Origin of the sequence: Imperialibacter sp., assembly GCF_040222815.1 — a bacterium.
Classification (GTDB): Bacteria; Bacteroidota; Bacteroidia; order Cytophagales; family Cyclobacteriaceae; genus Imperialibacter.
The window spans coordinates 513720-534094 of record NZ_JAVKCH010000022.1 but is presented as its reverse complement, the minus strand read 5'-3'; the positions used below and the strand labels follow the sequence as shown (position 1 = coordinate 534094).

The following is a 20375-nucleotide window of genomic DNA, read 5'->3' as shown; positions in this document are numbered from 1 at the left end:
ACTACCACATGGGTATTATTGAAAATTTGTTAAAAAAGGTGGTGCTTCAAGAGGCAACCATAGAGGAGAAAACGAAGCTTTCATCAGCTGTCTATAAGATTCGTTTAAAAAGTGAAAGTATAGCTAAAGCCAATTTTACCCCGGGTTACTTTTTACGTTTGGGAATTGGTATCGATAATGAAGACATCGCTATCAAGGACAAGGTACGAAGTTACAGTGTTTGGGATATCAACAAACCTAAAGGATACCTGGATGTTGCCATAGCCACCCATAGCACCGGCATTGGAACCGCATGGGCAGCACAGTGTAAATCAGGTGACAAAGTTTACTTCAAGTGGAAAAAAGGCAACTTCCTGGTGGATGAATCGGCAGATAGTTATTTGATGATTGGCGATTTATCGGCATTGTCTCATCTGTACATGATCAATAGAAGTCTCACAAAACAACAGCAAGTAGCAGGCATTGTATATAGTCAGGCCGTAAACGAGCTTTTTCCAGATGTGGATGGTGCCACGCCTTTTACTTTTTATGAGATGCCTCCAAATCCCGTCCCTGAAATTGTGGAGAAGGTCAAAAAACTTGTCCCTGAAATGAAGGGTAGAACGATGGTTTATCTGGCTGGAGATAGCCGGGTATGTGTTGCACTCAATCAATATTTTAGAAAAGAGCTAGATTGGAGCGCCAAACAGGTGAAAACCAAGCCGTTTTGGAACCCGACAAAAAAAGGACTAGAATGAAGGACGACAAGCTGGCAGTACTCATTGACGCAGACAATGTGCCCTATGCGCATATCAAAGAGATGCTCGACGAAATTGCCAAATACGGCAACCCCACTATCAAGCGTATCTATGCCGACTGGACAAAACCCACGGTATCGGGTTGGAAAAATGTCTTGCTGGAGAATGCCATCACTCCCATCCAGCAGTACAGCTATACCCAGGGCAAAAATTCGAGTGATAGTGCCCTGATCATCGATGCCATGGATTTGCTTTACTCTCAAAAAGTCAATGGGTTTTGCATCGTGTCCAGCGACAGCGACTTCACTAGGCTCGCCACACGTTTGCGGGAAGCCGGCATGTTCGTGATCGGCATTGGTGAGAAGAAAACGCCCCGGCCATTCATCACGGCTTGCGACAAATTCATTTACATAGAGATATTGAGAAAAGAGCAGGAAGCCGAATCACATGAAAAGCCCAATCAAAAGACTCAACCAAAAGCTAAACCCTCTTCTGTAAGCAACATTGATAAAGAGTTGATAAAGCTGATCAAAGAAAGTGTTGACGAGATTTCTGACGATGATGGCTGGGCCTTCCTGGGGTCACTGGGAAGTTACTTAATCAAAAAGAAAACAGATTTTGATCCCAGAAATTATGGGTTTTCAAAGCTATCTCCCCTTATCAAAAGCACCAACGCCTTCATCATCGAAGCAAGAGAATCAGGCGAGAAAAACATTAGGCATATCTATTTGAAAAACAAGTAACGAGCGCCTCTTAGGTGAAACACAGCAAGCAGAATTGTAGTTACCTGGGTACTCTCACAAGCAAGGAGCATACGCTGCCAACAGATAGGCTATTTTGAAAGAGTTTAATGGGCTGTTTTGAGGCTCGCATTAAAAATAGTAATGGGCGGTATATGCTCAAAAGCCGAATTCAATTGTTAAACGAACCCATTGCCCCAAAACACGAACCCCTGCAACTCCGTCGAAAAACCTCAAAGAAACGGTTCAAATACAGTTTCTCTTCCGCTCTCCATTGCAGCCTCAATGAACTCCCGATGAAGCTTCAACGCCCATCGCTGAAGTTTTTGCTGCACTTGTCTGCCGAAACTGCTATCTTTCTATCCGTGTATCGGGCCATTTTTTCTTCCTTTAAAGTCTTTTCTGTTTTTCAGGAGATACTACCTGGCGTATAGCTTCGAAAAAGACGTAGAACATTGTAGCAACCATTATGAATCGTAAAATCCTCACCTCTTTTGCCTGGGTTGTCTTGTGTGGCATAGCGCTATCGGGGTGCAATCAACCATCTCACCAGAACCCACTCAATGTCCTTCTCATCTGCGTCGACGACCTGCGGCCGGAGCTAAAAAGCTTCGGTGCCTCCTATATTAGCTCGCCCCATATCGACGAGCTGGCCAGGTCGGGCGTATCGTTTCAAAGACATTATGTGAATGCCCCTAGCTGTGGCCCCTCCCGCTATACTTTGCTCACTGGAAAATATGGCCCAGCCGGCAACAATGCACTTTTCCTTCGGGCCGAAAAAATCAAACAAGCCAACGAGGCAGTGGATCCCAGTATGCCTGAATGGTTCAAAACCCACGGCTACACCACCGTGTCGGTGGGGAAAGTATCCCACCACCCGGGTGGCAGGGGCGGCAACGACTGGAACGATTCCACCGTCATTGAAATGCCCCGGGCCTGGGACCAGCACCTGATGCCCGTGGCGGAATGGGAGCACCCCCGTGGGGCCATGCATGGCCTCGCCCACGGAGAAATCCGAGTGAAGTCGGGCGACATGGATGTTTTTCAGTCGGCAGAAGGGGACGATGCCAGCTATCCGGACGCCGCCATTGCCAATGAGGCATTGAAGCAACTGAGGGCACTTTCGGCCGATAACCAAAAGCCCTTCTTTCTGGCCGTGGGCATCATCAAGCCCCACCTGCCCTTTGGTGCCCCAAAGGCCTATTACGATCAGTACGAAGGCGTTGCTTTACCACCCATTGTCCACCCTGAAAAACCAGAAGGACAAACCACCTGGCATGCTTCCGGTGAATTCAATCAGTACAACCTGTGGGGGAAAAACCCCAATGAGGACGCTGCCTTTGCGGAGGAAGTGCGTCGGCACTATGCGGCCTGCGTGAGTTATGCCGATGCGCAAGTGGGCAAAATAATGGATGAACTGAAACGCACTGGTGCCGACAAAAACACCATCGTTGTACTGTGGGGCGACCATGGCTGGCACCTGGGCGAGCATGCCATTTGGGGCAAGCACAGCTTGTTCGAGGAGTCGCTGCGCTCGCCTTTGATCGTCCACTATCCGGGCATGAAAAATACAAATACCTCCACCCAGGCCATAGTCGAAACCCTCGACATCTTCCCCACCTTGTGTGAATTAACGGGCATTGACACTCCTCCATTTGCGCAGGGAGTATCCCTGCAACCCCTGCTCGAAAACCCGGAGAGTGAAGGGCACGATGCAGTGGGTTATTTTAACAGCGCTTCTACCTTAAGAACCAAGACCCATCGGCTCACACTGCACAAAGATGGTTTTGTGGAGTTGTATGACCATACTTCGCCGGAGAAGGAGTCTAAAAATGTAGCCGACAGTGATCCAGCTTTGGTGGAAGAGTTGAAGAGATTATTGTTGAATAGGCTACCTGAAAATGACGCCCCTTCCCAATGATCGATCAAGTATTAATCCATCAGGCAGTGTCGGCAAGGGAGAATAAGTCGGCACCTAAGCTAATTGTAAAATAATGTAATGTAGCATGAATTTCATTGCCTGCTGTTCCATCAGCAGGCAATTTTGGCTATATTTATTGCCATTACCCGAGCGGTAGCTTTTGTGCAACGTCCATTTTTTAAGCGATGACAAGTAAATTTTTCTATCTGGCGCTCTTTGCAGCGCTCTGCTTTTCCTGTACCACGCAGCAGCCATCGGTGCCACATCAAGATCCAAAAGAGCTAAAAACACAGGTCAGTCAGCTGAATGAACGTTTGGTGGAGGCCGCCAAAGACAAGAATATCAATGCCGTGATCGACCGATATGCCGCCGATGCCGTGCTTATGGCAGAATACCAGCCGGTAATCAAAGGAAGAAAAAGTATTGCAGCCTATTATACCGCTCTCTTCGCACAGCAGCAGGTGACTAGCTATCGAAAAGTGACCACAGAACTCCTTGACTTCGACTCTACGGTGCTTGAAATGGGCACGTTCACGAAAAAACTTGCCAACGAGCGTGGTTTTCAGGGTAAATACTGGAATGTTTGGCGCAAGACGGCAGAAGGTGACTTGTTGTTGCAAGCGGAAACGTTTGGGTTCTTTCATCCAGTGGACGACCCCTCGGAGTGGGTAGTAGAAGGCTTACCCATGGAACCCAGCAGCGTAAGAACTACAGTTGAACTGGATGCCTATAATGCCTTGATGGAGAATATCGTCAGAGACCGGGACACCGAAACTATCATTGGCCTGTTTTCAGAAGATGCCGCCTACTACCCTTTTGCTGACACCACCAAAACCGGCCGAACCGGCCTTCATCAGCACTACACCGACTACCACCGTCCGCCAGTCACCATCGACAGTATAGAGGTTTGGTCGTACGACTACCTGGAGGTGGCAGAGGGCATTATCGAATTATCGCAATTTTATGTCGAGTGGAGTGTACCTAACCTGTCGGGCCATACACAGGGCACTGGCATGAGATATTGGAAACGCCAACCCGATCACTCGCTCAGGCTGCACAGGATGATTGGATTGCATGAATACGCAGGCAATTGATAGTCGCTAGATGAAGATTTTTAGAGAAAGATTCGTCGAAACCAACAGAACTTCCTTTCCTTTGTCTCGATTCAGTACGCAACCTTTCTAAATGAAAATAGAACACATCGCCCTGTGGACAACAAAGCTTGAGGCTCTGAAAGACTTTTACGCTACCTATTTTGGTGCGACGGCCGGAGAAAAATACCACAATCCCACCAAGCAATTCACTTCTTATTTCCTCAGTTTTGACTCAGGTGCCCGGCTCGAGATCATGGCGAGGCCGGAGGTGGAGCAACACCCCGGAGATGCCTACCGAAAGGGTTTGATACACTGGGCCATGAGTGTAGGGTCGAAGGAAAAGGTGGATCAACTCACTGAACAACTGAGAACCGACGGCTTCGAAATCATTGGCGAGCCCCGCACCACTGGCGATGGGTATTACGAAAGTGTGGTAGCCGACCCTGATGGCAATTTGGTAGAAATTACGACGTAAGATGGGCGGGAAGATGCTGCCCGAGTCATTACCAGGTGTGAAGTTACCTGGCGACAACTGGTTTTTCGTCGCCGTGACGGCCGAAAGTCATAGGCCGTAAAATCTTTCTGTTATTTCACATCCTGAATGCATCGCTAAAAGCAACCACTGGTCTTTAGACAAAAACAGATCGAATGACCAAAACGCTCACAACTATTGCCCTCCTTTTTTCCCTCCAACTATCGGCACAGTCAAAAAAAGACTACCTGAAGGAAAATCGGTTTGACCTAATGACCAATGAAGTCAATTTCCCACAAACCGACTTCAAAATCCTAGGCTTTGGTGCTTACCATGGAAGCGCAAAGACAGAAACCGCTGAAATGGCCCTGCTTCAGTCGCTCACAAATACCGGCACCATTAGCTACTACCTGCCCGAAACCGACTTCGCTATTGCCCACTATTTCAACAGCTACCTGACCTCGGGCGACACCGTTTTACTGAAGGATTTGGTCAATCACTACGGCGTGAGAGTGCCGCAGGACAAAACGGTGGAAACTTACAACAAGTGGAAAGCCCTAAAGCAGCTCAACGACCAACTCCCGGCAGAAGACAAACTGACCGTGGTGGGTGTCGATTTGCTGGTCACCTACAAATACACCTGCCAACTCCTGCTGGAAATCATTGACCGGCAGGCTGTCGAAAGCCCCGCTCTGGATCGGGTAGCTGACATGCTGGCGGCCGACACCACCGACTACTCTCCCTATTATGACAGCGACTCGAAGGCAGTCCTGAGGGAGCTCGTTGCAGCCTATGAAGCAGCCCCGGACGATTTCAGCAAGGGTATCAATGATCCATTCATTTTCAACCACCTGATCAGCAACCTGAAGGTGACTTTTGAGGTCTTTTCATCAAAGAGAGAAGAAACGATCTACAACAACTATGTCGGGCTAAGCGAGTTGTACAACTTCAAAAACAAGCCGCAATTCCTGCGTTTTGGTTTCTTTCATCTGGAAAAAGAACGGGAAGACGGCAATGCCTCATTTTTCACTATGCTTATCGAAAACGGCATTTATCCACGTGAACAAGTTATTGCTGTTATCGGGTACCTAACCAAAAGCCGGGTGCTTTGGGATGTGGTGTATGACGATAACAACCAGTATAAAAGCCACACCACAGAAGGCGGCTTTGGCATTGGCGACTACAAAAAAGAGTACTTCCTGGGGATAGCCAACCTCAAAAAAACGAAAGTGTCGGACATCACCCTTTTCAGGCTCAACAACACCAACACTCCCTATGCCGACGGCGAACCCGATTTGATAGAAGTGGTGATGAAGGACGAACCCTCCAGTGGAGAGGCGGTAAAAGGAAAATCTACTACCGACTTTGTCGACTATGCTGTGCTGATCTCGCATTCAAAAGCCAGTAGGCCCATTGAGGAAATGAGGTGAATTGCAGCTCCCAATAGCTGATGAAGATCAGTTCTTTAGCTGACATCAGCACAACTCGTTTAGCCTACTGAAGTGTACCTTGGATCAACCAACAGGCCCATGAAGGGCTTGAATTGAAGTTGTTTCCAAAACACACTCCTATGAGAACGATAATACTCATGGTCATTGTCGCAACGGCGATGGTGGCCTGCAACCAACCCGACAATTCCTCCACCTCTTCGTCAAAACCTTCCAGCGCAGTAGACCAGCGAGTCGATAGCCTGATGGCGCTAATGACCCTGGAAGAGAAAATAGGGCAAATGAACCAGTACAATGGCTTTTGGGACGTCACTGGGCCAGTGCCCGCCCAAGGCGACGCCGCCATGAAATACGAGAATCTCAGAAAAGGTCTAGTCGGTTCCATGCTGAATGTGCGTGGCGTGGCGGAAGTGAGGAAAGTGCAAAAGATAGCAGTGGAAGAAACCCGGCTGGGCATTCCACTCATCATCGGCTTCGACATGATTCACGGCTACAAAACCATGAGCCCCATACCACTGGCTGAGGCTGCGAGCTGGGACTTAGCGGCCATCGAAAAAGCGGCCCACATCGGCGCCGTAGAGGCAGCGGCGGCTGGTATTAACTGGACTTTCGCACCGATGGTGGACGTCGGCAGAGATGCCCGTTGGGGTAGGGTGATGGAAGGTGCAGGCGAAGACCCCTACCTGGGGAGCAAAATAGCGGTGGCACGTGTCAATGGTTTCCAGGGTAATGACCTGGCCGATCCGCTCACGATAGCGGCGTGCGTAAAGCACTTTGCCGGCTATGGTTTCTCCGAAAGCGGCCGTGACTACAACACGGTTGACATTGGCACCTCCACGCTCTACAACATGGTGCTACCGCCGTTCAAGGCAGCTTCCGATGCGGGGGCACGCACTTTCATGAATGCCTTCAACGTACTCAACGGCGTTCCGGCTACCGGCAACAGCCTGCTTCAGAGAGACATCCTCAAAGGCAAGTGGGGCTTCGACGGCTTTGTTGTCTCCGACTGGGGCTCCATTGGCGAAATGATCGTTCACGGCTATGCCGCCAACGGCACGGAAGCGGCCAGGCTGGCTGTCACGGCCGGATCCGACATGGACATGGAGTCGTACCTGTATGTTAAAGAATTGAAAGGGTTGGTTGATGCCGGCAAAGTAGATGCGGCACTGATCAACGATGCGGCACGGAGGATATTGAAAGTGAAATTTGAATTGGGACTGTTCGACAATCCTTACCTGTATTGCGATGAGCAAAGAGAAAAAGACCTGACGGGCCACCCCGACCATGTGGCCGGCGTGCTCGACATGGCCAAAAAATCCATCGTGATGCTCAAAAATGAAAGCAACCTGCTGCCCCTGAAAAAGACTGGTCAAAAAATCGCCGTGATTGGGGCACTGGCAACCGACAAAGACAGCCCTATTGGTAGCTGGAGAGGTGGTGCCGATGCCAACACCGCTGTGTCGGTGCTGGAAGGCCTGCAGCAATATGCCGGCAACCAGTACAACTACAGCAAAGGCGCAGACCTGGTGACCGAGCCAGCCACCTTTCTACTAGAGGTCAAAATCAACGAGACAGACAAAAGTGGATTTCCGGCCGCAGTGCAGGCAGCCAAAACTGCCGACGTGGTGATTATCGTACTAGGCGAAAATGGCTTTCAAACAGGTGAAGGCCGCAGCCGGACAGACATTACCCTGCCTGGAGTACAAACCGAGCTACTGGAAGCGGTTGTAAAAGCAAATAAGAACGTAGTGCTCGTTTCCATGAGCGGCCGCCCTCTCGACCTCAGCAGAGAATCGAAGTTAGTGCCCTCACTTGTACAGGCATGGCACCTGGGCAGCCAAAGCGGCAATGCCATCGCTCAGGTGCTTTATGGCGACTACAACCCCAGCGGAAAATTGCCCATGTCATTCCCCCGCAGCGTGGGGCAGGTACCCATTTACTATAATCACAAGAGTACCGGCCGACCCAATGATGCCGGTAATGGCATCGTATTCTGGTCGCATTATTCCGATGAAGCCAATGATCCGCTTTACCCATTCGGCCATGGTTTGAGCTACACCACCTTTGACTATGCCGATCTCACTGTGACTGTGGAGGGAAAAGAGAAAGTAACGGCCAGTGTGAAAGTAACCAACATTGGCGCTTTGGATGGCGAAGAAGTGGTGCAACTCTATCTCCACGACGTGGCTGCCAGTGTAACACGTCCGGTAAATGAGTTGAAAGGTTTCGAGAAAATAATGCTCAAGGCTGGCGAAAGCCGCAGTATAAGTTTTACTCTTATGGTAGAAGAATTAGGCTTCTACGACAATGAAGGGAACCTGATAGTGGAGTCTGGCGACTTCGAGGTGATGGTAGGCGGAAGCTCGGTAGGTGGGCTGTCTGCAAAGTTCACTATGAAGTAGCCAACTCCCTCTCTCTGTTACCCAGCCGGGATGCCTTCTTGTTCAGTAACAGGCATTCCGGCTTCTTTTTTGGTACTCAACATTTCTTTTACCTGGTAAGTGCCAAACTATTTAAGGTAGCTGGAAGGACTAGCCAATAAATTATGCCTATCTTTCAGGGTATCATTTATTAAAAAGGCAGTCGGCTAATAGTTGCCACCGCTCAACCCCATCTATCAACTCAAATGCCTGTTCAACTACTCATTACCATTGGTGTTATCATTGTAGGCCTCTGGTTAGTTCTATACATCTTTCCGATAAGCTTGTGGATCACTGCACAGTTTTCGGGTGTCAGAGTTAATCTGATGACGCTTGTTTTCATGAGATTCCGGAAGGTGCCGCCGGGGCTTATCGTCAAGTCGATGATATTGGCAGCCAAGGCAGGCATTCCTGATATTTCAGTCGAAATGCTCGAAACCCACTACCTGGCCAAAGGCAATCTGGTGGCTGTTATAAAAGCGCTTATCATGGCCGACAAAGCCAACCTCAAACTCGACTTTAAGCAAGCTACTGCCATCGACCTGGCCGGCAGAGACGTGCTGGATGCGGTAAAGGTATCCGTAACGCCCTATATGGTGCTAGTGCCGGCCATCACTGCCGTTTCAATGGATGGTATCCAGCTGATTGCCGTGGCCCGTGTGACCGTGCGAAGCAATCTGCAGCAACTCGTGGGTGGGGCTGGTGAAGAAACCATTAAGGCAAGAGTGGCCCAGGGAATTATCTCAAGAATTGGTATGGCCACCAGCTATAAGTTCATTCTTGAAAACCCAGAAAGCATATCCAGACAAGTACTGGAAAACGGTCTTGACGCTGGCACAGCCTTCCAAATCCTTTCCATCGACATTGCCGATATTGATATCGGGCAAAACATCGGTTCTATGCTGCAAATCGACCAGGCCTCGGCTGACCTTAGCATTGCCAAGGCCAAGGCTGAAGAGCGCAGGGCCATGGCTGTGGCCAACGAGCAGGAAATGATTGCCCGCATACAGGAAGCCCGTGCAAAGGTGATTTTGGCAGAAGCACAAATTCCGGCAGCCCTTTCAGGAGCATTTAGAACCGGAAACCTTGTGGCTGGAATTGACTTTAAGAAAGACGCCCCTGCAAAGAAGACCACGGCAGCTAAGAAATAGAACGTCAGTATTGGTGTTCTATTAATCTAATCATCAGTGTCCCTTTCAGGAGACACTGATGCTATTAAGTTAAGAGCATTTCACCCTTAATCCCTAAAGGGTCGTGCTAATGGTAATCCATACGCCCTTTAGGGTTTGGGGTAAAAATAGAATTGAGACAATCTAACCTCTTAACTTAATAGCATTGCAAAAGACAGTGATGGGCCAAAAAAAGAGGTGCAACCCGCACCTCTTTCTAAAATCAATTTTCTATTAAAAAAAGCTAATACTTCAAGCTCTTCAGATAAGCAATGCTTTGAGGCACTTGCAACATTGGATTGGGACTCTCATCTTCAATGAACATATGCTTGATGCCTATTTTGTTAGCTTCTTTGAGTATTCCCGGAATATCGAGTTCTCCTTGTCCAAGAGTTACGTCATTCTCCTGACCCGTACCACCTGTCAAGTCTTTCGGCGTTCCTTTTTTCAGGTCCTTCACGTGGAGCAGCTTCCAGCGGTCGCCGTATTTCTTCAGCAGCTTCACCGGATCGCCCCCGCCAAAATGCGTCCACATAATGTCCATTTCGAAAGACACGTACTCAGGATTAGTGTTCTCAATGATGTAGTTCATCAAAGTTCCTTTGCCGTAAGGCTGAAACTCATAGCCATGCACATGGTAGCAGAAAGTAAGCCCATTTTCCTTCAACACCTTACCGGCTTTGTTAAAGTCCTCGACAGCCTTTTGGGCATTTTCAAGATTGAATTCAGCCCTTTTGTGAGGGATCCAGGCACACATCACAAACTTGGCGCCCAGCGCCTTGGCATTGTCGGCCACGGCCTGTGGGTCTTTCACCAGCTGATCGTACCCAGTGCCAGTGCCCGGAATGCTAATACCCCTCGCTTCGCACAACTTTCTATACTGCTCGCCTGTCATGCCCTGGGGCGCACCGCCCTCCAGTTCAGTAAACCCAAGCGAAGCAATGGTGTCCAGCGTAGCCTCCACGCCTTTAGGGAAGCTCTTGCGAAACGTGTAAGCCTGCACGCCGAGCGGAGCTGTGTACAATGGGTCGCCTTTTTTCTGGGCTTGCGTTGGGTGCGGCAGTTGCCAGGCCACAAACAGAATAATGAATGCTATCAGGTGTTTTTTCATTTCAAGGTTGTTTTTAGTGTGTTGTAAGTTTTTTTCTAATTGAGATGTGGTGCCACCACCTGCCAGTGTGTACCAGCAATTGATGAATTTATGCGACCTACTCAATCCCTTGGCTCATCCAGCGTAAACAAGTATGGTGTGGGCACCACGAGAACCACAAATGTTTTGAATCTTATTCTATGCCTTGTGGTGCCACCACCTGCCGCTGCGCTTTCTGTTGAAAACCTCCGTGGGCAGCGTTTGCTCTAACGTCTTCGGCCGCATAGCCACGGTGTGGGCACCACTACCAGCTTTGCTACAAATTCAGCTTGTTCAGTTCATCTACTGCATGGTTAGCAGCACGGGCGGTTAGCATCATGAAAGTCAGTGTGGGGTTCTGCGTTCCTGTAGAGGTCATGCAGGCGCCGTCTGACACAAACACGTTCTTGCATTCATGCAGCTGATTCCACTCATTCAGCAGCGATGTTTTGGGGTCACGTCCCATGCGCACGCCGCCCACTTCATGAATATCGGAACCGGGAAGTGAATGGCTGTCATTCACCCTCACGTTGATAAATCCAGCTTTCTCAAACATCTCCTGCTGCTGCTCCAGATAGTCCAGAACCATCTTTTCGTCATTTTCCTGCCATTCACAAGACACAATGAGCTGCGGAATGCCATATTTGTCTTTCATGTCCGGGCTTAGCCGTACGTGGTTGCTTTCAACGGGCACTGTCTCACCCATCATCCAGCTGCTGATGTTCCAGTTGCCATATTCCCGGTCGAGCAGGTTGTCCCGCAGCTCATCGCCAATCATGCTGGTGTCGGAACGCTGGCCTCTGCCACCACCAATGCCGATGGCATAACCACGAAGGAAGTCGGTTTCTTGTTTGAGCACGTTCCTGAACCTCGGGATGTAAGAGTGATCGGGATTCCGTCCGTCGGTACGCTTGTCCTGAAAACCTTCATACTCAGCATTGCCCTTGCCCCGGTAATTGTGCCATGCAATGTGTGTGCCCATCAGCCCGTTGTCGTTGCCCAGCCCCGTCGGAAACCTCGACGATGTAGAGTTCAGCAGAATAGCATTGCTGTTTAATGTGGAAGCATTCACAAAAATGATACGGGCGTAAAATTCTATAATGTCCTTCGATTCAGCGTCGATCACACGCACACCTGTGGCCTTGCCCTGAGCTTCGTCGTAAATAACTGAGTGCACCACAGCATTGGGCCTCATGGTCATGTTGCCGGTTTTCATCGCCCAGGGAATAGTGGACGCATTGCTGCTAAAGTAGCCTCCATAAATGCAGCCCCTGTTGCACATGGTTTGGTTTTGGCACTTGCCCCTACCCTGATCAATATGAATTTGCTGAGGATCGGTGAGATGAGCACATCGTCCCTGGATCATCACCCTGTCGCTATAGTTTTTCTTAATGCTTTCCTGAAAGTACTGCTCTATGCAGCTTTGCTCGAAAGCTGGCATCACCTCACTATCGGGCAGCACGGCCAGGCCATCTCTATTGCCGGAAACACCTGCAAATTTCTCCACATAGGTATACCACTCCTCCACGTCCTTGTACCTAATGGGCCAGTCGACCGCAAAGCCATCCCGGGCCGGCCCTTCATAGTCATAGTCGCTCCAGCGCTGGGTTTGGCGGGCCCATAGCAGCGACTTACCACCGACATGATACCCCCTGAACCAACGGAAAGGCTTTTCCTGAATAAAAGGTTGCTCGTCCTCCTTCAGGGCAAATGGCAGTGATGATTCTCTGAGGAAACGTGAATTACCATAGCCGATTCGCTTCTCAATCGGTACACTGTCACGGAATTCGAAGTCCCAGGGGGCTTTGGAAGCTGTGGGATAGTCTTTGATGTGTTTTACGTCACGGCCTCTTTCGAGCACCAGTGTCTTTAGTCCTTTTTCACATAGCTCTTTAGCCGCCCAGCCTCCGCTGGCTCCTGAGCCAATCACTATGGCGTCGTAGGTACGTTTATCTTTAGAATCCTGTAGCATAACTCTTTATTAAATCACAATAGACAAATCACAAAATTCAAATAAGCACCAAATACGAAAGCCCTAAATCTCAATCAGCTGCGCCCCTGGTGTTTGCGATTTCCCTATTGGATATTGTTTGTCTTTTGTTGTTTGATTTTTGGTGCTTGCGTCATCAGACGCTGGCGCATCCATAGAAGTGACCAGGCGCTACCTGATAGTCCCTGTAGTTGGTCATTACTACCTGAGTGGTGGTAAAGCCCCGAACTGTTTGGTCTTTCATAAAGTCGAAAAACGCTTTCTCTTCTTCCACTTCCGAATGAGCCCTTGCCATCAGCAGTTCAACCCGTTGCTGCTGTGTGCAGTCAGCGAACGATTCTCCATAGGTCTCTTCAGCTGACTTTTCGAGCGCTGCCATCTGAAGCCGCAGCTTGTCCTGCTCCTCTTTCTCATAGCACTTTTCGAGAAGCTTCATAAGGAATTTATCGGTGCCGGTTGAAAGCGCCCCAATGGGCTCGGTTGGGCCACCTGGTACTGAAGGAGGGGCACCGGCTGGGATGATGGTATCGGCAATTGAGCTAAAAAGCTCCTCCTCTTTGCGGGTGTAGAACCTGGGGTGGAGGGCGTCCTCCACAATGTGCCACTTCCATTCCACAAGAGAAAGGCCTGCAATAGCACCGCCAGCAGCAAGCAGACCCTTGAGGGTGCTTCGTCTGTTCATAAGTAGGTATCTTAAAGGGAAATACAATAAACCATACAATTTCAAAAACCGCACATAAGTGCTACTCAGGCGAGCAAGTTGTCTGCTCCCGGAAAAGACCTAACTCTTCCGGGAACAGCAACAGCATTTTTGAAAAACCATAAATCAAGTAAGCTAATCTACCCAGATATTATCTCTTTGAAGAATTTTTGTCCGTCAAATATTCGAAAGGTAGATAGTGGCTGATAAAAGGTCTCAAAGCAAGCGCAAGCCTCCACAGAAAGAAAACTGGTCATCGGCACTCACCATGGTCGTAGGTTCGGAAATAGCGATAGCCATTCAGGTAGGTCTTGGTTTCTTTGTATTCCAGTTCAAAGTCCGACACATCACCATTATCGTATTGAAGGTGCAGTAGCGGCACTCCGGAAGCGTTGGTAGTTACCGTCCAGTTACCAGCGTTATTACTTTTGTCCAAACTACTAGCGTAAGCGCCACCTGTATCGATGGACATTCTGCTGTTTTTATAAAATGTGAATCTTGTGCCACATAGCAAAATCTCCTCATGATCGCTGTAGCCGCCGTAAGAGTCGAAGCCGCTGCTTGAATAGGAGTCAAGGTAAGTGAGTTTGGCACCCTGGAGCGTTTGTCGCCACTCTTCAGTGACGGGGGGCTCTTTGGGCTGAGAAAATTGCAGGCTTCCCGCAACTTCCATTGCCAGTTGCTTGTAAAGAGAAGAATAGTTGGGCACATCAGTAGCAGCCACCACCGTCACCCCCGTACCAAAAGGATTGACCACAGCAGCAATATAGGCCTTGGCCTGAGTGCCCTGAATATTGCCGGAAAACTCCGCTCCTATTCCTTCCGAACCTACTTTTTCAAAGTCTCCTGATTTCTGTAGACTGATGCCGTCATCTACCAGGCCGGCTTCGGCTTGCGTCTTAAGGTTTTGAATTTGCGACTCCTGATGGGTCATCAGTATGATGAGGCCCGGCTGCGTATCCGACCCCATGAGAAAAACCTCTCCTGATTCCGCTCCCTTCCAGCCATCAGGAATGGTAAACCTGATGCCGAGTGTTGGGTAGTCGACCACGCCCGTTTGCTGGGCACACGCACAATAGGATGCAAGCACCAGACAAGGGGTTATTAAGATGAACTTAAGGCGTTCCATACTTCTAAAATAGCCGCAGGTTGCCTAAAGTAAAAATTTTTATCGAACGAATTGTGATTGAGCGAGTTACTGCTAAACAGCTGGCAAGTAGTTTTTCAAGTTGAAGCATTGCCAAACTTATCCTTATTAAACTCTTCCGATCTATTTTTGGCAATAGAAAGGCTTGTCCATTTACCGCCTGCCTGCATCCTGGCCAGGTAAACAATTTGTCCCACGTGGTAAGGATAATGCGCCAACTGCCTGTTGATGGCTTCCATCACAGTATGCGCCTCTGCTCTGATGTATACAGTACGACTAAGGTCTTCCTCCTTCAATGCATCCAGAGCTGCAAAAAGGCAGGCCCAGCCTTCCTCCCACCTGGCCAGCACCTCGGCCCTGGTGGTTTTGTCCTCTTCGAACTCCTGATCACGCTGCCGCCACTCCTTTTCTCCGTCTTCGGTTAAGAAGTTCGTCCAGCGGGAAAGCATGTTGCCTGATATATGCTTCACTGTGGTGGCAATGCTATTGCTTTCTTCGTTGTATTGCCAATGCAGCGCTTCGTCGGGCACCTGGGCCAAGGCTTTGTCGCCGAGGCTTTTGTAGCGAAGGAATTCCTTTCTTACGGAAACTAAGTAGCTCATAATGAGTAAAGTTTAAGTGGCATTGGCCAGGCTAAGCCTTCCAAAAATAGTGATAAACCCCCTCTTCTTTCTTAAACCCGGTGCTGTCATACAGCCGCTGTGCCGACAGGTTGCTATCCTGCGTCTCCAGCGTAAGTCCTTTGGCCCTCGTTTCTTTGGCGAAGACCTGAGCGGCTTTTAGCAGCCCCTCGCCTATGCCCATGCGCCGGAATTTCTTATCTACGTACAAATCGTTGAGCAGCCATAGGCGCTCCATAGTGACTGAGCTAAACAACGGGTAAAGCTGTGTAAACCCTGCACATATGCCTTCCACATAGGCTATGAAAATAACGCTTTCCCCATTCAGTAATCGTTCTTCCAGGAAGTGCCCCGCTCCTTCAAGGGCAGCCTCCTGTCCATACCACTGGCGGTAGCCATCAAAAAGTGGAGTGAGATGCTGAAGGTCGTTCAGTTTCGCTTTTCTTATTTCCATATCGGTGTGTTCTCTTTGTCTCAAAGTAGCAAATTAATCAACCTGAGATTCTTTTCCAGCCGAAGTGACGATTTGACCTACTACCCTAAGTGGCCGCTGGTTTTGAAAGCGCTTTGTATGCCTTTACTTTATAGCCTTTGTTCACCATAAAAATGCCAACAACTGTTATCACGAACGCCAAAGCAATAAGGGCATTCAGCTTTTCATCCAATATCCACCAGCCAAGCAATACGGCCACTAGTGGATTGACGTACGCATAGATGGAAGCCAGGCCAACGGGAAGATGTTGTAACACATAGAGGTAACAGACAAAAGCACCAAGCGACCCAAATACTGTCGCATACAAAAGGGCTGACATGCCCTGCCAATCGACAGTGGCAAATCGGGCATAGTCGTCGAACAGGAAGCTAAGCAGCCAAATACCAATTCCGCCGAAAAACAATTGGAAACCAGCGTTCATCAGGGGGCTTTCAGGTTTGCCATACCGCCTGATAGTCACGCTTCCATAAGACCAGCCAATGATGGCTGCAAATGTCAGCAAAATACCCATCCGATAGTCAGGGTTCACGAGGTCGGCGACATGCTCTCTGAAAACGAGCATCAGCCCCGCCACACCAAATGCCAGGCCGGCATAAATCAGTGCATTGGGCTTTTCTTCCGCCTTGCTGGCCAGGTTGATCAGCACCACGCACACCGGCATCATGGCGCAAATAAGTGCCGCCAGGCCGCTGGGAATAAACATTTCGGCCCAGCCCACCAGACCGTTGCCAATGGTGATCATCATCAATCCGATAAATGCGTGCTTCTTTAGGTAAGCAGCATTGATAGTGCCGCCTTTGCCTGACAACCAGACAAACAGCAGTAATCCGCCACCAGCAATGGTTTGCCTGATGGCTGAGAAAGCAAACGCTGGAAATTGTGACACACCCACCCGCATGGCCAGGTAGGTAGTGCCCCATACGATGCAGATAAAGGCAAGGGCCAGGTATGCTTTGGTCTGTGTTTTCATTAGTGTGGCTACAGCCTGAAAAAATAAGAGAGCGATTTACGAATAATCGGCAAATAAAAGAGAGAATGCAGATAGGTAATTTCAAGAGCCAGTCGATAATCCGCTACTGCCGCCCTCACAACAAAAAGGCATGAAGTGCAGCTAAGTACCCCCGGGATTACATCTCGTTCGTCAAGCTGGTGCAAAAAGCCTTTGCGGTGCAGTGTAGTACCACGGGATTTTATCCCGGGCAAAAGGCTGCTAAGAAAAAGTGATTTCCATCCAGTGTAGTACCCCGGGTTACATCCCGGCCCTCAGGTTACAAACCTGGTGAACGGCGCTACATAGTACAAGCCATTGGAGCGCAGCCTCAATGCACAGGCGCTCCCTTGCCATCCCTTAACACCGGCAGCCACACCTTGTCCCGCTCACTCTTGAAGGGCTCCTGCGAACCATTGCGATCCTGGTGCCCAGAGGTGGGCAGGATCATCACCTGCCTGGGTGTGGTGAGCTGATTGACGCCAGCCAGAATCCCCTCCGGCGGACAGGTTTCGTCAAGCAGCCCGATCCCCACCAGCACCGGGCATTTGATATTCGTTACGAAGTTGGCCACATCGTAGTAGCGGCTGGCTTCGTGCACTTTTGCCGCATCCTTGCCTTCGGTGCTGCCATACCACTGAGGCCATCCCCCTTTTCTTCCAACCTCCGGGCCCAGCATATCGAAGCCAGCAGGCACCAATGCAATGGCAGCGGTAACAGCAGGATGGAACCCGGCCGTCATTAGTGTTTGCTGCCCTCCCTGACTGTCGCCCATCACCACCAGCGTTTCTCCGTTCCAGTCGGGGCGCTCGGTGAGGTACTGCGCAGCCCGATAGCAGGAAAGGTACATGCGCAGGAAGTAGCTCGTTTCACGGCTGTCGTTGCCAATGGCTGGGTAGTTTTTTAGCGGCCCGTCGGCCTGCGCTTTGTAAAATTCTTTGGGCTCATCGATGGGCAGGTCATGGGCTTCTATGTTCAACGTTAACCAACCCTCCTTCGCCCGGTTCACTGCCCAGCCTTTGTCGAGCGGATACACACCCGCCCACTGCACAATAAGCAATGCAGGAAACTTCTCTCCTGTCGATGGTTTGGCTAGCTGCCCCTGGATATGGCTGCCGTTGATGTTGTCCATCGAAATCTTCCAATAGTCGACATTCTCAATGCCACTCTCTCCTTTTTCAAGCGCAGGGTTTGCAGGCACCTTTTTAAGTTCTTTCACCTTTTTCTTCCAGAAACTATCGAAGTCCTTTGGCTTTTGTGCCGACAGGGCAATTTGATCCGGATTGGCCACAGCCCCTCCCACGCTCTTGTTTCCCCAGCCGCCTTTTCCCCAGCTTACTTCCAGCAGCATGGTGCCTGGCGCATCAAAAGTATAGCTCACCTGCGGAGTTCCCTTATCAAAGGAGACATCGTCATGCTGGATATCGGTCAGGCCTCCCTTTTTCAGCACGTATCGAACGGAGTCACAATCCTCGGCGCAGCCAAGATTCCAGGTAACGGTTTCACCAACCTTGTAAACACCGTCAGCTCTATCGGGCGTAATGACAACCTTCTGTGCTATGGCGGCGGTGCCCCACAAAAATATCAGGCCGGTAAGGCCAATACGAAGCTGCTTGAAAAGTGACATAGGATGTGTTTTAGGTCAGGGCAAACGCATTTAAAACAAATTAGATAAATTCTTCTCAAAGCTGTTTTTCTACCCCAGCCCAGGCACCCTTAATGCTATTAAGTTAAGAGGTTCAGTCTCCCAATTTCGTTTTCACCCCTTACCCTAAGCCGGGCGCCCCTAAAGGGCGTATGGATTACCATTAGTAGGCCCCTTTAGGGATTAAGGGTGAAATGCTCTTAACTAATAGCATTACCCCAGCTCCTAAGGGTGAGCCCGACCGGCCGTAACAGCTTTAAAATTCCCCTTTTCCACCAATCGGCTGATCAGGGTAAAAAAGAAGAATTCAAAGTTAAATAGTTCTAAGTGCCTTTGCCCCGCTTTTTATGTGAAGAAACGGTAAAAACAGAAAGTTTGCAACCTGACTTCTTTGAGACAAACCTTGCAGTTGCGGCTCACCAATGCTGGGCAAAATCGAAGAGCGCAAGAATCGGATTGCCGCATGCACCCGGCCCCGGTAGTTTTGAATCGTAAAAACGAACTAACTTTTTTATCCGATTTCGTATGCCCGTGATGAATTTAGCTGACAATGCCGAAAACCTACAGGCTACCCTGCTTTCGCAGGGATTTGTACACCTCGAAAGTGTGCTAACCCAGGAGCAGTGTGAGGCAATAATGGCCTGGTACACCGAGCCAAGTCTTTTCAGAACCACCATCAACATGGCCCGCTACAGGTTTGGAGAGGGCGAGTACAAGTATTTCAACTATCCTTTGCCTGACCAGCTACAGTCACTTCGGCAACAGCTCTACGAAATACTGGTACCTGCGGCCAACCTGTGGAGCAAAGCTTTGCGACTCAACCTGATATTCCCTGACTCGCATGCCGACTTCCTAAAGCTTTGTCACGACAAAGGGCAGCGCCGCCCCACTCCCCTGCTGCTCACTTACGGCGATGGCGGCTACAACACCCTTCATCAGGACTTGTATGGCGATGTGTACTTCCCCTTTCAGCCTGTCTTTTTCCTGAAGCAGCCCGGCTGGGACTATGAGGGAGGTGAGTTCATTTTGGCGGAGCAAAGGCCCAGGGCGCAATCGAAAGCCGTGTCGCTCACGCCAAAGCAGGGCGACCTAATCATATTTGCGACCAGCCAGCGACCGGTGATGGGCAGCAAAGGCTACTACAGGGTGCAGATGCGGCACGGGGTGAGCACGGTGCACTCCGGCCACCGCATGACGTTGGGTATTCCCTTGCACGACGCCAAATGATCCGGCATACAGACCTGGGCAGCACCCGCTTTGCCCGGAGCCGGCGGCTTTTCGCCCTCCTCAGCGCCAGCAAAGTCACCCTGGGTGGCAATGCCCGGCTGAAAATCTACGGACGCCTCAACTGCTCCTCCGGCAAAAGGATGAAACCGGAAAACAGAGTATTCTTTGCGGATGAAACGGAAGCCATCCTTCACGGCTTCCGCCCCTGCGGGCATTGTATGCGGGAGGAGTATGGGAGGTGGGAGGGGAATGGCAAGTGCAGAAATCCATTAATAATGTCCAAAAACCCCAGGTAGGGCCCAAGTATTGCATCACCGTTCTGCGCTGGGACTGGCCGGGAAAACCTTTCCAAATTAGGAATTGAGATGCCTCAAGAATTAATCAAGCTACTCAAAGAAAATATTAGTCCTAAGGCTTTGATTCAGCGGTTCTTTA

19 protein-coding genes are annotated in these 20375 nt (G+C 49.8%); 11 read left to right on the top strand and 8 right to left on the bottom strand.

From position 1 onward, the window contains the following. Window positions 1-8 precede the first annotated feature (8 nt). From RIF36_RS12060 to floA, 8 genes are all read left to right on the top strand, one after another. On the top strand, window positions 9-737 hold the full coding sequence (locus tag RIF36_RS12060) for a siderophore-interacting protein (RefSeq protein ID WP_350127395.1): 729 nt from the start codon (window positions 9-11) through the stop codon (window positions 735-737). Further along, a complete protein-coding gene (locus tag RIF36_RS12055; protein WP_350085794.1) occupies window positions 734-1480 on the top strand; it encodes an NYN domain-containing protein in 747 nt (248 codons plus the stop codon). The genes RIF36_RS12060 and RIF36_RS12055 overlap by 4 nt, the downstream gene beginning before the upstream one ends. Before the next feature lie 466 nt (window positions 1481-1946). Then, window positions 1947-3398, top strand: coding sequence for a sulfatase (locus RIF36_RS12050; RefSeq protein ID WP_350127398.1), 1452 nt, complete (start codon window positions 1947-1949; stop codon window positions 3396-3398). Between the two features lie 185 nt (window positions 3399-3583). Beyond that, the gene (locus RIF36_RS12045; protein WP_350127401.1) at window positions 3584-4492 is read left to right on the top strand and encodes a hypothetical protein; all 909 of its coding nucleotides are present in this window, start codon (window positions 3584-3586) and stop codon (window positions 4490-4492) included. A gap of 91 nt (window positions 4493-4583) precedes the next feature. Next, entirely contained in the window at window positions 4584-4967 is a 384-nt protein-coding gene (locus RIF36_RS12040) for a VOC family protein (RefSeq protein WP_350074744.1), read from the top strand. A gap of 173 nt (window positions 4968-5140) precedes the next feature. Beyond that, window positions 5141-6394, top strand: a complete 1254-nt coding sequence (locus tag RIF36_RS12035; RefSeq protein ID WP_350127404.1) for a hypothetical protein — start codon at window positions 5141-5143, stop codon at window positions 6392-6394. A 140-nt stretch (window positions 6395-6534) separates the two neighbouring features. Next, the gene (bglX, locus tag RIF36_RS12030; protein ID WP_350127407.1) at window positions 6535-8814 is read left to right on the top strand and encodes a beta-glucosidase BglX; all 2280 of its coding nucleotides are present in this window, start codon (window positions 6535-6537) and stop codon (window positions 8812-8814) included. Between the two features lie 224 nt (window positions 8815-9038). Beyond that, on the top strand, window positions 9039-9983 hold the full coding sequence (floA, locus tag RIF36_RS12025) for a flotillin-like protein FloA (RefSeq protein ID WP_350127410.1): 945 nt from the start codon (window positions 9039-9041) through the stop codon (window positions 9981-9983). Window positions 9984-10245: 262 nt separating this feature from the next. On the opposite strand, the gene RIF36_RS12020 is transcribed toward floA, so the two are convergent. After that, window positions 10246-11112 carry a sugar phosphate isomerase/epimerase family protein gene (locus RIF36_RS12020; protein ID WP_350127413.1) on the bottom strand — a complete coding sequence of 289 codons (867 nt, stop codon included), beginning with the start codon at window positions 11110-11112 and terminating at the stop codon, window positions 10246-10248. Between the two features lie 90 nt (window positions 11113-11202). Between RIF36_RS12020 and RIF36_RS12015 the strand changes: the two genes are divergently transcribed. Beyond that, window positions 11203-11361, top strand: a complete 159-nt coding sequence (locus RIF36_RS12015; RefSeq protein ID WP_350127416.1) for a hypothetical protein — start codon at window positions 11203-11205, stop codon at window positions 11359-11361. A 46-nt stretch (window positions 11362-11407) separates the two neighbouring features. On the opposite strand, the gene RIF36_RS12010 is transcribed toward RIF36_RS12015, so the two are convergent. The 7 genes from RIF36_RS12010 to RIF36_RS11980 all read right to left on the bottom strand — a co-directional run bounded on the left by RIF36_RS12010 (window position 11408) and on the right by RIF36_RS11980 (window position 18695). Then, complete coding sequence (locus RIF36_RS12010; RefSeq protein ID WP_350127419.1) at window positions 11408-13102, bottom strand: GMC oxidoreductase; 1695 nt, start codon at window positions 13100-13102, stop codon at window positions 11408-11410. Between the two features lie 154 nt (window positions 13103-13256). Continuing rightward, complete coding sequence (locus RIF36_RS12005) at window positions 13257-13802, bottom strand: gluconate 2-dehydrogenase subunit 3 family protein (RefSeq protein ID WP_350120334.1); 546 nt, start codon at window positions 13800-13802, stop codon at window positions 13257-13259. Window positions 13803-14073: 271 nt separating this feature from the next. Next, window positions 14074-14910 (bottom strand): hypothetical protein, encoded by an 837-nt coding sequence (locus RIF36_RS12000; protein ID WP_350127422.1) that lies wholly within the window; start codon window positions 14908-14910, stop codon window positions 14074-14076. 134 nt (window positions 14911-15044) lie between these two features. Further along, window positions 15045-15569: a DUF1572 domain-containing protein gene (locus RIF36_RS11995; RefSeq protein ID WP_350127425.1), complete on the bottom strand. Its 525-nt coding sequence runs from the start codon at window positions 15567-15569 to the stop codon at window positions 15045-15047. Window positions 15570-15600: 31 nt separating this feature from the next. Continuing rightward, complete coding sequence (locus tag RIF36_RS11990; RefSeq protein WP_350127428.1) at window positions 15601-16041, bottom strand: GNAT family N-acetyltransferase; 441 nt, start codon at window positions 16039-16041, stop codon at window positions 15601-15603. An 85-nt stretch (window positions 16042-16126) separates the two neighbouring features. Then, the gene (locus tag RIF36_RS11985; RefSeq protein WP_350127431.1) at window positions 16127-17050 is read right to left on the bottom strand and encodes a DMT family transporter; all 924 of its coding nucleotides are present in this window, start codon (window positions 17048-17050) and stop codon (window positions 16127-16129) included. A 349-nt stretch (window positions 17051-17399) separates the two neighbouring features. Next, window positions 17400-18695, bottom strand: coding sequence for an acetylxylan esterase (locus RIF36_RS11980; RefSeq protein ID WP_350127434.1), 1296 nt, complete (start codon window positions 18693-18695; stop codon window positions 17400-17402). 543 nt (window positions 18696-19238) lie between these two features. On the opposite strand from RIF36_RS11980, the gene RIF36_RS11975 reads away from it, so the two are divergent. Both RIF36_RS11975 and RIF36_RS11970 read left to right on the top strand, forming a co-directional pair. Then, window positions 19239-19940 (top strand): 2OG-Fe(II) oxygenase, encoded by a 702-nt coding sequence (locus RIF36_RS11975; protein ID WP_350127437.1) that lies wholly within the window; start codon window positions 19239-19241, stop codon window positions 19938-19940. After that, window positions 19937-20236: an Ada metal-binding domain-containing protein gene (locus RIF36_RS11970; RefSeq protein ID WP_350127440.1), complete on the top strand. Its 300-nt coding sequence runs from the start codon at window positions 19937-19939 to the stop codon at window positions 20234-20236. The genes RIF36_RS11975 and RIF36_RS11970 overlap by 4 nt, the downstream gene beginning before the upstream one ends. Window positions 20237-20375: the final 139 nt, after the last annotated feature.